This is a genomic window from Enterobacter cloacae complex sp. P17RS (assembly GCF_014895885.1).
Classification (GTDB): Bacteria; Pseudomonadota; Gammaproteobacteria; order Enterobacterales; family Enterobacteriaceae; genus Enterobacter; species Enterobacter bugandensis.
This window is the reverse complement of record NZ_JADBQK010000016.1, coordinates 131952-145293: the sequence shown is the minus strand read 5'-3', so window position 1 is coordinate 145293 and position 13342 is coordinate 131952. Positions and strand designations below refer to the sequence as shown.

At 54.3% G+C, this 13342-nt stretch carries 18 protein-coding genes; 11 read left to right on the top strand and 7 right to left on the bottom strand.

Annotated features, from left to right (window positions below; translation table 11 throughout):
• Position 1 precedes the first annotated feature (1 nt).
• Genes lptA through IM265_RS13755 form a run of 5 tightly spaced genes read right to left on the bottom strand, consistent with a single transcriptional unit; the run spans position 2 to position 3655 of the window.
• Positions 2-556 carry a lipopolysaccharide ABC transporter substrate-binding protein LptA gene (gene lptA, locus IM265_RS13775; protein ID WP_028014569.1) on the bottom strand — a complete coding sequence of 185 codons (555 nt, stop codon included), beginning with the start codon at positions 554-556 and terminating at the stop codon, positions 2-4.
• On the bottom strand, positions 525-1100 hold the full coding sequence (gene lptC, locus IM265_RS13770; protein WP_028014568.1) for an LPS export ABC transporter periplasmic protein LptC: 576 nt from the start codon (positions 1098-1100) through the stop codon (positions 525-527). Before lptC ends, lptA begins: the two co-directional genes overlap by 32 nt.
• Positions 1097-1663: a 3-deoxy-manno-octulosonate-8-phosphatase KdsC gene (kdsC, locus tag IM265_RS13765; protein WP_025756695.1), complete on the bottom strand. Its 567-nt coding sequence runs from the start codon at positions 1661-1663 to the stop codon at positions 1097-1099. The genes lptC and kdsC overlap by 4 nt, the downstream gene beginning before the upstream one ends.
• Positions 1664-1677: 14 nt before the next feature.
• The gene (kdsD, locus tag IM265_RS13760) at positions 1678-2664 is read right to left on the bottom strand and encodes an arabinose-5-phosphate isomerase KdsD (protein ID WP_028014567.1); all 987 of its coding nucleotides are present in this window, start codon (positions 2662-2664) and stop codon (positions 1678-1680) included.
• 13 nt (positions 2665-2677) lie between these two features.
• Positions 2678-3655, bottom strand: coding sequence for a calcium/sodium antiporter (locus tag IM265_RS13755; protein ID WP_028014566.1), 978 nt, complete (start codon positions 3653-3655; stop codon positions 2678-2680).
• Positions 3656-3882: 227 nt separating this feature from the next.
• On the opposite strand from IM265_RS13755, the gene mlaF reads away from it, so the two are divergent.
• From mlaF to murA, 7 genes are all read left to right on the top strand, one after another.
• On the top strand, positions 3883-4695 hold the full coding sequence (mlaF, locus tag IM265_RS13750) for a phospholipid ABC transporter ATP-binding protein MlaF (RefSeq protein ID WP_193031350.1): 813 nt from the start codon (positions 3883-3885) through the stop codon (positions 4693-4695).
• Between the two features lie 7 nt (positions 4696-4702).
• Positions 4703-5485: a lipid asymmetry maintenance ABC transporter permease subunit MlaE gene (gene mlaE / locus IM265_RS13745; RefSeq protein ID WP_028014564.1), complete on the top strand. Its 783-nt coding sequence runs from the start codon at positions 4703-4705 to the stop codon at positions 5483-5485.
• A gap of 4 nt (positions 5486-5489) precedes the next feature.
• Positions 5490-6038: an outer membrane lipid asymmetry maintenance protein MlaD gene (mlaD, locus tag IM265_RS13740; RefSeq protein ID WP_041911946.1), complete on the top strand. Its 549-nt coding sequence runs from the start codon at positions 5490-5492 to the stop codon at positions 6036-6038.
• A gap of 17 nt (positions 6039-6055) precedes the next feature.
• Entirely contained in the window at positions 6056-6691 is a 636-nt protein-coding gene (gene mlaC / locus IM265_RS13735; RefSeq protein ID WP_047367051.1) for a phospholipid-binding protein MlaC, read from the top strand.
• Complete coding sequence (gene mlaB / locus IM265_RS13730; RefSeq protein WP_193031352.1) at positions 6691-6984, top strand: lipid asymmetry maintenance protein MlaB; 294 nt, start codon at positions 6691-6693, stop codon at positions 6982-6984. Before mlaC ends, mlaB begins: the two co-directional genes overlap by 1 nt.
• Positions 6985-7110: 126 nt before the next feature.
• Positions 7111-7365 carry a BolA family iron metabolism protein IbaG gene (gene ibaG, locus IM265_RS13725; protein ID WP_008501458.1) on the top strand — a complete coding sequence of 85 codons (255 nt, stop codon included), beginning with the start codon at positions 7111-7113 and terminating at the stop codon, positions 7363-7365.
• A 50-nt stretch (positions 7366-7415) separates the two neighbouring features.
• Entirely contained in the window at positions 7416-8675 is a 1260-nt protein-coding gene (gene murA, locus IM265_RS13720) for a UDP-N-acetylglucosamine 1-carboxyvinyltransferase (protein WP_028014560.1), read from the top strand.
• 61 nt (positions 8676-8736) lie between these two features.
• Here the strand turns inward: murA and sfsB are convergent, their stop codons facing one another.
• The gene (gene sfsB, locus IM265_RS13715; protein ID WP_028014559.1) at positions 8737-9024 is read right to left on the bottom strand and encodes a DNA-binding transcriptional regulator SfsB; all 288 of its coding nucleotides are present in this window, start codon (positions 9022-9024) and stop codon (positions 8737-8739) included.
• A gap of 230 nt (positions 9025-9254) precedes the next feature.
• Entirely contained in the window at positions 9255-10226 is a 972-nt protein-coding gene (ispB, locus tag IM265_RS13710) for an octaprenyl diphosphate synthase (protein WP_028014558.1), read from the bottom strand.
• 257 nt (positions 10227-10483) lie between these two features.
• On the opposite strand from ispB, the gene rplU reads away from it, so the two are divergent.
• From rplU to cgtA, 4 genes are all read left to right on the top strand, one after another.
• Positions 10484-10795, top strand: a complete 312-nt coding sequence (rplU, locus tag IM265_RS13705) for a 50S ribosomal protein L21 (RefSeq protein WP_003025032.1) — start codon at positions 10484-10486, stop codon at positions 10793-10795.
• 19 nt (positions 10796-10814) lie between these two features.
• Positions 10815-11072 carry a 50S ribosomal protein L27 gene (gene rpmA, locus IM265_RS13700; protein WP_004385076.1) on the top strand — a complete coding sequence of 86 codons (258 nt, stop codon included), beginning with the start codon at positions 10815-10817 and terminating at the stop codon, positions 11070-11072.
• Between the two features lie 95 nt (positions 11073-11167).
• Complete coding sequence (locus IM265_RS13695) at positions 11168-12133, top strand: DMT family transporter (protein ID WP_028014557.1); 966 nt, start codon at positions 11168-11170, stop codon at positions 12131-12133.
• Between the two features lie 15 nt (positions 12134-12148).
• Complete coding sequence (gene cgtA, locus IM265_RS13690; protein ID WP_014885381.1) at positions 12149-13321, top strand: Obg family GTPase CgtA; 1173 nt, start codon at positions 12149-12151, stop codon at positions 13319-13321.
• Positions 13322-13342: the final 21 nt, after the last annotated feature.

The window sequence follows — 13342 nt, the reverse complement described above, 5'->3', positions numbered from 1 at the left end:
ATTAGTTACTCTTCTTCTGTGCCGGGGCCTGGCCCTTGCCTTTGTCCTGCAGCTGCGACGGAACCAGCACGGTGGTTACGCGTTTGCCTTTCTCGCTGGAGGCCTGCATTTTTTGCTCTTTCACCAGATAGGTAATCTGGTCACCGGTAATATTGCTGTCCAGCTGTTCCAGATACGCGTTTCCGGTCAGGATGACCAGGTCCTTCGCCAGCTCATAGTGCATATGCGAGGCGTGGCCCTTCACCGGCTTGCCGTTGTCCTGCATCTGGTAGAAGGTGGCCGGGTTGCCGTAACCATCAATGATCTCTTTGCCCTGCTCGCCGCCCGGACGGGTAACGACCACTTTATCGGCGTTAATTTTGATGGTCCCCTGAGTCATGACGACGTTACCCGTGAAGGTGACGACGTTACCCTGCATATCGAGAGACTGAGTGTCGGACTCGATATGGATCGGCTGGTCGGTATCGCCCGTTACAGCAAGCGCGGGGAGACTGGCCGCCAGCATCGCGCTGGCGATAATTACTTTAAGGCTGAGTTTGTTTGTTTTGAATTTCATAGGAGGTTCTAACCTTTTCAATCAGCTCGGCGTTCTTGCTGCGTAAGTTCCCGCGCATTCTTAAACCGCTGGAATTAAATGTTGTGCCATACAGTGTGACCAGATCCTGCGACGTCACGTCCTGGGTTACCAGGTTGATCTGGGCATTATCCGTCGTAATTTTTCGCAGTTGCGAGTCAGCGGTCAGGGCGTTGACTTCAACGTGGCCATACAGATAAAGCATACGGTCATTTGTCAGTTTGGCCCGATCTGACTTAATTGACCACGTCGGCACTTTGTCTTTATCGAAAGTGGTCATGACAGGTTGGGTAAACCACGAAACGCCGTCATCGGAAAAGTATTCAACGTGCTGGGCAATCAGGCGATAATTCAGCGCACCTTCCGGGCTATAGACCACGGTGTCACTGTGATCGCTTTTATAGGTTGGATCGTTATTGTTGACGACTTCCGTTTGCGTATCGTCGCGATCGGCAAGGTTCACGCCAATCAATACCAGTGCGACAAGCGAAAGCAGAATGATAACCCAACGTCTGGTTTTACTCATATCGATTGCCCTTTGGCTTCATCAAGCTTGCCCTGCGCCAGCAGAAGCAGATCGCAGACTTCACGGACGGCACCCCGGCCACCGTTGATGTGGGTAACGTAGTCAGCGCGCGGGATTAACAGCGGATGAGCATCAGCAACCGCGATGCTGAGACCGACTTCAGCCATCACCGGCCAGTCAATCAGGTCGTCCCCGACGTAGGCCACGTTTTCCGGTGCGATAGCCAGTTTACCCAGTAAATCATTGAACGCTGCCATCTTATCGGATTGACCCTGGTAAAGATGGGTAATGCCTAAGGTTTCACAGCGGTCTTCTACCAGTTTAGCTTTTCGTCCGGTGATGATAGCAACCTCGATACCCGAGGTGAGCGCACAGCGGATACCGTAGCCGTCGCGAACGTTAAACGCTTTCAGCTCTTCACCATTATTGCCCATGTAAATCAGGCCATCGGAAAGTACGCCATCCACATCCAGAATGAGCAGACGAATATTTTCCGCCTTTGCCATCATCTGGGTACTGACCGGACCATAACAGGTTGCAAGGGATGCACCCGCATTACTCATTGTCTTATCCTTTATTACACTACGCCAGCGCGCAGCAGATCATGCATATGTACCACACCCAGCAACTGGTCGCCATCGGCAACCATAACGGAGGTGATATGGCGGGACTGCATCAGGTTCAGCACATCCACGGCCAGCGTTCCCGGACGCACGCGAATGCCGCCGGGCGTCATCACATCGGCAATGCCGAGCGTGCGGACATCTACACCCATGTCGAACACGCGACGCAGGTCGCCATCGGTGAAGATCCCCTGAATTTTCATCAGATCGTCGCACACGACCGTCATACCCAGATTCTTACGGGTGATTTCCAGCAGCGCATCACGCAGGGAGGCTTCTTTGCTGACGTGAGGGATCTCATCCCCGGTGTGCATAATATCGTTTACCCGCAGCAGCAGCTTGCGCCCCAGCGCGCCGCCCGGATGGGAGAGCGCGAAATCTTCCGGCGTAAAACCGCGGGCTTCAAGCAGCGCGACGGCAAGCGCATCGCCCATGACCAGCGCGGCGGTGGTGCTGGATGTTGGCGCCAGGCCGAGCGGGCAGGCCTCTTTCGGTACTTTAACGCACAGATGAATATCGGCTGCACGCGCCATGCTACTTTCCGGACGGCTGGTCATGCAAATCAGCGGCACCTGCAGACGCTTCAGTACGGGGATCAATGCCAGAATTTCATTGGACTCACCGGAGTTGGACAGCGCGATAACGACATCCTGCGGCGTGACCATCCCCAGGTCGCCGTGCGCGGCTTCCCCCGGGTGTACAAAGAAGGACGAGGTTCCGGTGCTGGCAAACGTTGCCGCCATTTTGCGCCCAATGTGGCCGGACTTGCCCATCCCCATCACCACGACTTTCCCGGCACAGTAGAATATCTTCTCACATGCCAGACTAAAATCCTGATTAATGTACTGATCTAACTGCGCCAGACCTTCACGTTCAATCTCCAGAACCTCTTTGCCTGCTTTCTGAAAGTCAAAACCCGGCTGCAATTCTATTTGCGACATAATGCGTTTCCGTTTACCCAGAGAGAAGAGGCGAGAGCCAGTACAGCATCGCCATCCATACGATAAATCCACCCGTCAGCAGCGCGCCTGCGCCTTTGCCGATCTGGCGTTGCCGCCGCCAGCAGAGCAGGGCAAATATCACGCTGACCAGCAACATCACCCCGTAATCGCGTGAAAACGCCAGAGGATTAAACGGCCCCGGCGTAATCAGAGCCGGCAGGCCCATGACAATCGCGATATTAAATATGTTGGAGCCGATGATATTACCAATGGCGATGTCATCTTCCCCTTTACGCGCCCCCGCAATGGCGGTGGCCAGCTCCGGCAGGCTGGTGCCGATAGCAATAACCGTCAGGCCAATCGTCAGTTCGCTCATGGCGAAATAGTTCGCCAGTACCGTCGCGTTATCCACGACCATGCGCGTTGCCATCGGCATGATAATCAGCGCAACGCCAAGCCAGAGGAGGGCGACCGGCAGCGTGCCTTCCCGCGGGAGTTCGGCAACCTGTTCACGCGTCAGGCTATCCTGACCCTGTTTTTCCGCCTGGCGGGCAATTTTAACACTATACAGTAACCAGATGACGGCCAACGCCAGCAGGAAAATGCCGTCGCTATAGCTCAATACGCCATCATAAAATACGCACCCTGCCAGCAGGCTTACGACTAACATTAGCGGCAATTCACGGCGCAGAACATCAGAATGCACGCGAAATGGATGGAGCAGTGCCGCAAGGCCTAAAATCAGTAATATATTGACGATGTTAGAGCCAATCGCGGTGCCAATTGCCAGGTCTAACTGACCATGCAGCGACGCCGAGACGGAGACGATGATTTCAGGAAGTGACGTGCCAACGCTGACCACGGTCATCCCGATGACTACAGGCGGTACACCCGTCAGGCGACACAGGATAGATGCAGCAAAGACTAAACGGTCAGCACTGTAGACCACTAACAGTAAACCAATGATTAACAGTGCTGTTGCTAAAAGCATCAAAAGTCCTTTCTTCAGGTATACTTGTCGGTCCATCGCGCGGGAATGGCTGGACTGCATACGGTCTGAGGCGTAACGAATTCCTAATTTTGACTTTATGCGCCGGAAAAGTAAAACAAATGCCAGCTTTCGCTAACCTCAACGGCTAATATTCTGTAAAAATGCGGGGTTAAGGGCTGATTCAGGCTGCACGTCTTAACGTGAGCAGGGTAAGAAAGGAACTATAAATGAGCCAAACGATGGCGAATATCGTCGATGTCCGCGGTGTGAGTTTTTCTCGCGGCAATCGACTGATATTCGATGATATTTCGTTGACCGTACCGCGTGGCAAAATCACCGCCATCATGGGGCCGTCCGGGATCGGTAAAACGACCCTCCTGCGCCTTATTGGTGGTCAGATCCCACCGGATAGCGGTGAAATCCTCTTCGATGGCGAAAACGTCCCGGAGATGTCGCGCTCGCGCCTGTATACTGTCCGCAAACGTATGAGTATGCTCTTTCAGTCGGGGGCGTTGTTCACCGACATGAACGTCTTTGATAACGTGGCCTATCCGCTGCGCGAGCATACCAGCCTGCCGACTGAGCTGCTGAAAAGCACGGTGATGATGAAGCTTGAAGCTGTGGGGTTGCGGGGAGCCGCGAAGCTAATGCCTTCGGAGCTGTCCGGCGGGATGGCGCGCCGCGCCGCGCTGGCGCGAGCCATTGCATTAGAGCCCGATTTAATCATGTTCGACGAACCGTTCGTCGGGCAGGATCCCATCACGATGGGCGTGCTGGTAAAGCTCATCTCTGAACTGAACAGCGCGCTCGGCGTCACCTGTATCGTGGTGTCTCACGATGTACCGGAAGTGTTGAGCATTGCCGATTACGCCTATATCGTGGCGGACAAAAAGATCGTTGCACACGGCAGCGCCCAGGCGCTGCAGGAAAATTGCGATCCACGCGTGCGGCAGTTCCTCGACGGTATTGCTGACGGACCCGTACCGTTCCGCTACCCGGCGGGCGATTATCGTGACGATTTACTGGGAATAGGGAGTTAAGCCACTCATGCTGTTAAATGCGTTGGCCGCTCTCGGACACCGTGGCATAAAAACCATCAGGACGTTCGGGCGTGCCGGATTGATGTTATTCAACGCGCTGGTCGGCAAGCCGGAGTTTAGCAAGCACGCCCCTCTGCTGGTGCGTCAGCTTTATAATGTCGGCGTGCTGTCGATGCTCATCATTATTGTTTCCGGTCTGTTTATCGGCATGGTGCTGGGGCTGCAGGGCTACCTTGTTTTGACAACCTACAGTGCGGAAACCAGCCTCGGAATGCTGGTGGCGCTTTCGCTGCTGCGCGAATTGGGTCCGGTTGTGGCGGCACTGCTGTTTGCCGGACGCGCTGGGTCGGCATTAACGGCTGAGATTGGCCTGATGCGTGCGACCGAGCAGCTATCCAGCATGGAAATGATGGCGGTCGATCCGCTGCGTCGCGTGATCTCGCCGCGTTTCTGGGCGGGGGTGATCTCGCTCCCGCTACTGACTATTCTGTTTGTCGCCGTGGGGATCTGGGGCGGTTCGCTGGTTGGGGTCCACTGGAAAGGCATCGATGCCGGCTTCTTCTGGTCTGCGATGCAGGACGCCATCGACCTGCGAATGGATCTGGTTAACTGCCTGATTAAAAGCGTGGTGTTTGCCATTACGGTCACCTGGATTGCATTGTTCAATGGTTACGATGCCATCCCGACCTCGGCGGGCATTAGCCGTGCAACTACACGTACTGTCGTACATTCGTCGCTGGCCGTACTGGGCCTGGATTTTGTGCTCACCGCACTGATGTTTGGGAATTGAGTTCATGCAAACGAGAAAAAATGAAATTTGGGTCGGCGTTTTCCTGCTGCTGGCGCTGCTGGCGGCGCTGTTTATCTGCCTGAGAGCGGCGGATATCACCTCAGTACGCACCGAGCCGACGTATCGCATCTATGCCACGTTCGATAACATCGGCGGGCTGAAGGCGCGTTCACCGGTCCGCATTGGCGGTGTGGTGATCGGCCGCGTATCTGACATTACGCTCGATGAGAAAACGTATCTGCCGCGCGTTGCGATGGATATCGAAGAACGTTACAACCACATTCCGGACACCAGCTCCCTTTCTATCCGTACTTCCGGCCTGCTGGGTGAACAATATCTGGCACTTAACGTCGGCTTTGAAGATCCTGAGCTGGGAACGACTATCCTTAAAGACGGTAGCGTTATCCAGGATACGAAGTCCGCGATGGTGCTGGAGGACATGATTGGTCAGTTCCTTTACAACAGTAAAGGGGATGATAAAAAGTCTGACGATGCCCCTGCGCAGAGTGAAGACCATACCAACGTTGCGCCGACCCCTGGTGCTGCGAATTAATTCAGGAGAAGTCATTCATGTTTAAACGACTGTTAATGGTTGCCATGCTGGTCATTGCCCCTCTCACTGCGGTACATGCTGCGGATCAGAGCAACCCGTACAAACTGATGGACGAAGCTGCGAAGAAAACCTTCGACCGTCTCAAAAACGAACAGCCAAAAATTCGCGCGAATCCTGACTATCTGCGTGACGTGGTTGACCAGGAACTGCTGCCGTATGTGCAGATCAAATATGCGGGAGCGTTGGTGCTGGGCCGCTATTACAAAGACGCCACCCCGGCGCAGCGTGAGGCCTATTTTGCCGCATTCCGTGAATACCTGAAGCAGGCGTATGGTCAGGCGCTGGCGATGTACCACGGTCAGACCTATCAGATCGCCCCGGAGCAGCCGCTGGGTGATGCGACCATCGTGCCTATTCGCGTAACGATCATCGATCCTAACGGCCGTCCGCCGGTGCGCCTGGATTTCCAGTGGCGTAAAAACAGCCAGACCGGCCACTGGCAGGCGTATGACATGATCGCCGAAGGCGTAAGCATGATCACCACCAAGCAGAACGAGTGGAGCGACCTGCTGCGCACCAAGGGCATTGATGGCCTGACCGCACAGCTGCAGTCCATTGCTCGTCAGAAAATTACCCTGGACGAGAAGAAGTAATGTCGCAGCAACTCCGCTGGTCGCGTGAAGGTGAGACGTTAAGGCTGTCCGGTGAGCTGGACCAGGATCTGCTGAACCCACTGTGGGATAAACGCCAGGAAGCGATGCAGGGCGTGACGCTTATCGACTTAACCGACGTCACGCGGGTGGATACGGCAGGCGTTGCGCTGCTCGCCCATCTGGTTGCCGTGGGCAAAAAGCAGGGAACAAGCGTCATGCTTCATGGCGCGAGTGAAAATGTCGTTACCCTTGCGCAACTCTACAATCTGCCTCAGGACGTACTGCCTCGTTAATATTTTCAGTGCGTTACTTCCGAAAGCCCTGACAGTTTCATCGTCGGGGCTTTTTGCTTGTTTAAGACGACGCCACTTTGCTCTAAGATGTTGGGCTTGTTTTCACTATCAGATGATTAAGAGCCCATGGAAAATCATGAAATCCAGACAGTGCTGATGAATGCACTCTCCCTTCAGGAAGCCCACGTCACTGGCGATGGCAGTCACTTCCAGGTTATTGCTGTGGGTGAGATGTTCGACGGTATGAGCCGTGTGAAGAAGCAGCAGGCTGTGTACGCGCCGCTGATGGAATATATTGCGGATAACCGCATCCACGCCCTGTCGATTAAAGCGTTCACCCCGCAAGAGTGGGCACGCGATCGCAAACTAAACGGTTTTTGAGCTGAGGGCGACAGGCCCGCAGCACGGTTGAATTTATAAGAGAGCACACAATGGATAAATTTCGTGTACAGGGGCCAACGCGTCTCCAGGGCGAAGTCACAATTTCTGGCGCGAAGAACGCCGCGCTGCCAATCCTCTTTGCTGCGCTGCTCGCGGAAGAGCCGGTAGAAATTCAGAACGTACCGAAGCTGAAAGATATCGACACGACCATGAAGTTGCTCACCCAGTTGGGCACTAAAGTTGAGCGCAACGGTTCCGTCTGGATCGACGCCAGCAACGTGAACAACTTCTCTGCGCCTTACGATCTGGTTAAAACCATGCGTGCATCTATCTGGGCGCTTGGCCCGCTGGTGGCACGTTTCGGTCAGGGTCAGGTTTCGCTGCCGGGTGGTTGCGCCATCGGCGCGCGTCCGGTTGACCTGCATATCTTTGGCCTGGAGAAACTGGGCGCAGAGATCAAGCTGGAAGAGGGTTACGTTAAGGCCTCCGTCAACGGTCGTCTGAAAGGCGCGCACATTGTCATGGACAAAGTGAGCGTAGGCGCTACCGTCACCATCATGTCTGCTGCAACGCTGGCAGAAGGTACCACCATCATCGAAAACGCCGCGCGCGAACCGGAGATCGTGGATACCGCCAATTTCCTCGTGGCGCTGGGCGCGAAGATTTCCGGCCAGGGTACTGACCGCATCACCATTGAAGGCGTTGAGCGTCTGGGCGGTGGTGTGTATCGCGTTCTGCCGGACCGTATCGAAACCGGCACCTTCCTGGTGGCTGCGGCCATTTCCGGCGGTAAGATTGTCTGCCGTAATGCACAGCCAGACACTCTGGATGCCGTTCTGGCGAAGCTGCGTGAAGCGGGTGCCGATGTTGAAACCGGTGAAGACTGGATCAGCCTCGACATGCACGGCAAGCGTCCTAAAGCGGTGACCGTGCGTACGGCTCCGCATCCGGCATTCCCGACCGATATGCAGGCACAGTTCACTCTGCTGAACCTGGTTGCCGAAGGAACCGGTGTGATTACCGAGACGATTTTCGAGAACCGTTTTATGCACGTACCGGAACTGATCCGTATGGGTGCACACGCTGAGATCGAAAGTAACACCGTGATTTGCCATGGCGTTGAGAAACTGTCCGGTGCTCAGGTAATGGCAACGGATCTGCGTGCGTCTGCAAGCCTGGTGCTGGCGGGCTGTATCGCGGAAGGCACAACGGTGGTGGATCGTATTTATCACATCGATCGTGGCTATGAACGTATTGAAGACAAACTGCGCGCGCTGGGTGCCAATATCGAGCGTGTGAAGGGCGAGTAATCGTTCCGGCAGCCCCCTGCCAGAAATGACCGGGGGGTTGCTATTCCTGTCAAAAAAACCGTTATCCCTGCGGTTCTGTTTTTGCTTTTCTCTGGCGCATCATGCGCGTTCTGTCGATAAATTCATGAGTAACAGGATCGTGATAACGTGAAGGCCAGATCACCCACGGGTGCGTTTCCAGCGCCGTCGCGATAATCAATTCTCCCTTTGGCCAGGGGCGGGTCAGGGCGTTGGCCAGGGTGGAAGAACTCAGACCATGGCGGCGGGACTCTGCTGCAAGTGACGTACCTCTTTTGCGCAGTGCCGCAATGATATCTGCCGTATGCCAGTCGATAAATTTCGTATCCATAACGCTGTCCTTAAGTTCGGATTCACCTACGCCGTTTCTTCTGAAACGACTGGCTTACTATACCCATTTCGACTTCTTGTTCTAAAAAGTTCGCGTTACTTGAAGGGATATTCAGAATAAGACATGGCTTTATTCATGCGGGCTCTAACCCGATTCATTTACATGAATGCGGAATTTACTGGTGCGTTTTTGAACCTCCCCGCGATGGATACGGGGAGGTGGGTGCAAGATTAACGGTCGCGTTGAACAGCGATATGGGCAAGACCAATCAGAGCATCGCGCCATGGGCTGTCTGGAATAACCTGGAGAGCTTCGATGGCTTTGTCAGCCTCTTCTTCAGCGCGCTGGCGGGTCCATTCCAGCGAGCCGCAGATGGCCATCGTTTCCAGTACAGGTTCCAGAAGATGGCGGCCATTTCCCTGTTCGATCGCCTCACGGATCATTTTCGCCTGGTCGGCCGTTCCGTTACGCATCGCGTGAAGCAGCGGCAGGGTCGGTTTGCCTTCATTCAGGTCATCGCCAACGTTTTTGCCGAGCGTTTCGCCGTCCGCGCTGTAGTCCAGCAAATCATCAATCAGCTGGAAGGCAGTACCCAGGTAGCGTCCATAATCCTGCAGTCCTTTTTCCTGCGCCTCGGAACAGCCAGCCAGGATGCCGGAACACTGGGCGGCCGCTTCAAACAGGCGCGCTGTTTTGCTGTAGATAACGCGCATGTAGTTTTCTTCGGTGATATCGGGGTCATTGACGTTCATCAGCTGCAGCACTTCGCCTTCAGCGATGACGTTGACGGCTTCGGACATCACCTCGAGCACTTTCAGAGAGCCCAGGCTGGTCATCATCTGGAAGGCGCGGGTATAGATAAAGTCCCCGACCAGAACGCTGGCGGCGTTCCCGAAGGCAGCGTTTGCCGTGGCTTTGCCACGACGCATATCGGATTCATCCACAACATCGTCATGCAGAAGCGTCGCGGTGTGAATAAATTCGATCAGCGCGGCGATCGTCACGTGGGCATTTCCCTGATAGCCAACGGCTCTGGCAGCCAGAATGGCAATCATCGGGCGAATGCGTTTACCGCCGCCGCTGACAATGTAATAGCCCAACTGATTGATCAGCTGAACGTCAGAGTTGAGTTGCTCCAGGATTGCTGCATTTACACCCGCCATATCTTGCGCGGTTAACTCGTTGATTTTTTCTAAATTCATCGCAAAAGCCGGGCTTTTTATCCTGTTGATCCCATCTTCAATGGGGTAACGAAGGGTTTCGGTTTATCAATAGTAGTGCTGATTGTACTGAAAAAACGGCTCAGATAAACGTTACCGTACGTGTTGTGTTTTTTTTCTTCATGTATTGACGGTAGCACTTGTCAAAGGCTCGCGTTTTGCGTAATATTCGCGCCCTATTGTGAATATTTATAGCGCACTCTGATTCATACGAGGACGTGCGCGGAAGCGGAGTTTATATGTACGCGGTTTTCCAAAGTGGTGGTAAACAACACCGAGTAAGCGAAGGTCAGACCGTTCGCCTGGAAAAGCTGGACATCGCAACTGGCGAATCTGTTGAGTTCGCAGAAGTTCTGATGATCGCAAACGGTGAAGAAGTCAAAATCGGCGTTCCTTTCGTTGATGGTGGCGTTATCAAAGCTGAAGTTGTTGCACACGGTCGTGGCGAGAAAGTTAAAATCGTTAAGTTTCGTCGTCGTAAACACTACCGTAAGCAGCAGGGCCACCGTCAGTGGTTCACTGATGTGAAAATTACTGGCATCAGCGCCTAAGACCTGAGGAGAGATTTAAATGGCACATAAAAAGGCTGGCGGCTCCACACGTAACGGTCGCGATTCAGAAGCTAAACGCCTGGGCGTTAAGCGTTTCGGTGGCGAATCCGTTCTGGCGGGTAGCATCATCGTTCGTCAACGTGGTACCAAATTCCACGCTGGCAACAACGTAGGTTGCGGTCGTGACCACACTCTGTTTGCTAAAGCAGACGGTAAAGTGAAATTTGAAGTTAAAGGCCCGAACAACCGTAAATACATCAGCATCGTTGCTGAGTAAGGTTTTCTCGGTCCGGTAACGGATTAAAGCCCCGCAACGTGTTGCGGGGCTTTTTACATTGGAAACCCGGAAAATTTTCTGTAGGGAAAACGGGCATGAAGCAGCAGGCCGGCATTGGTATTCTTTTGGCGCTCACGACCGCAATGTGCTGGGGTGCGCTGCCAATTGCAATGAAGCAGGTACTGGAAGTGATGGAGCCGCCTACGGTGGTCTTTTATCGCTTCCTGATGGCAAGCATTGGTCTCGGGACCATCCTTGCAGTTAAAGGCAAGCTTCCACCGCTACGGCTCTTCCGCAAACCTCGATGGCTGGTGTTACTGGCCATTGCGACGGGCGGTCTGTTCGGTAACTTTATCCTGTTCAGCTCTTCCCTGCAGTATTTGAGCCCTACGGCGTCTCAGGTGATTGGTCAGCTTTCGCCTGTCGGCATGATGGTCGCGAGCGTGTTCATCCTCAAAGAGAAGATGCGCGGGACGCAGATTATCGGGGCAAGCATGCTGCTATGCGGCCTGGTGATGTTCTTCAACACCAGCCTGATCGAGATTTTTACCCGGCTTACGGACTACACCTGGGGCGTGATCTTCGGCGTGGGTGCAGCAACGGTCTGGGTGAGCTATGGCGTCGCGCAAAAGGTGTTATTGCGTCGCCTGGCCTCACAGCAGATCCTTTTTTTGCTGTACACTTTGTGTACAGTGGCATTATTGCCGTTAGCGAAGCCGGGCGTCATTACCCAGCTGAGCGACTGGCAACTGGCGTGCCTCATTTTTTGTGGGCTTAACACGCTGGTCGGTTATGGCGCGCTGGCGGAAGCGATGGCGCGCTGGCAGGCAGCACAGGTGAGCGCATTGATCACGCTTACCCCGCTGTTTACGCTGTTATTTTCAGATTTGTTATCAATGGCCTGGCCCGATGTCTTCGTCAGACCGATGCTCAACCTGTTGGGCTATCTCGGTGCGTTTGTCGTGGTTGCGGGCGCGATGTATTCCGCCATTGGTCATCGTCTTTGGGGACGTTGGCGCAAAAATGAAGCGGTCGTAGTAGTCCCCCGCTCAGGCGAATGAGTTACGGAGAGTAAAATGAAGTTTGTTGATGAAGCGACGATTCTGGTCGTGGCAGGTGATGGCGGTAACGGTTGTGTAAGCTTCCGCCGTGAAAAATATATTCCTCGTGGCGGCCCTGACGGCGGTGACGGTGGCGATGGTGGTGACGTGTGGCTGGAGGCGGATGAAAACCTCAACACGCTGATCGACTACCGCTTTGAAAAATCCTTCCGTGCAGAACGCGGACAGAACGGCCAGAGCCGTGACTGTACCGGTAAACGCGGTAAAGACGTGACCATTAAGGTTCCGGTTGGTACGCGCGTTATCGATCAGGGCACCGGTGAAACCATGGGCGATATGACCAAACACGGTCAGCGCCTGATGGTCGCAAAAGGCGGCTGGCACGGTCTGGGTAACAGCCGTTTCAAATCTTCCGTTAACCGTACCCCGCGTCAGAAAACGATGGGTACGCCAGGCGATAAGCGTGACCTGCAGCTTGAACTGATGCTGCTGGCTGACGTGGGCATGCTGGGTATGCCAAACGCAGGTAAATCGACCTTTATTCGCGCCGTCTCTGCGGCCAAGCCAAAAGTAGCGGACTATCCGTTTACCACGCTGGTACCAAGCCTCGGCGTTGTCCGTATGGATAACGAGAAGAGCTTTGTGGTCGCCGATATTCCGGGCCTGATTGAAGGCGCTGCGGAAGGGGCTGGCCTGGGTATTCGCTTCCTGAAGCACCTTGAGCGTTGCCGCGTACTGTTGCACCTCATCGACATCGATCCGATCGACGGTTCCGATCCGGTTGAAAACGCCCGTATCATTATCGGTGAGCTGGAAAAATACAGCGAAAAACTGGCGAGTAAGCCACGCTGGCTGGTCTTCAACAAGATCGACCTGATGGATAAAGCGGAAGCCGAAGCGAAAGCCAAAGCGATTGCCGAAGCGATGGGCTGGGAAGATAAATACTACCTCATCTCCGCGGCAAGCCAGGTTGGCGTGAAAGATCTCTGCTGGGATGTGATGACCTTCATCATCGAGAACCCTGTCGTTCAGGCTGAAGAAGCGAAACAGCCAGAAAAAGTCGAATTCATGTGGGATGACTACCACCGCCAGCAGCTCGAAGAGCTGGAAGCGGAAGAGGAAGACGACTGGGACGATGACTGGGATGAAGACGACGAAGAAGGCGTCGAGTTCATCTACAAGCACTAATATCTGTCCAAAGCCCCCATC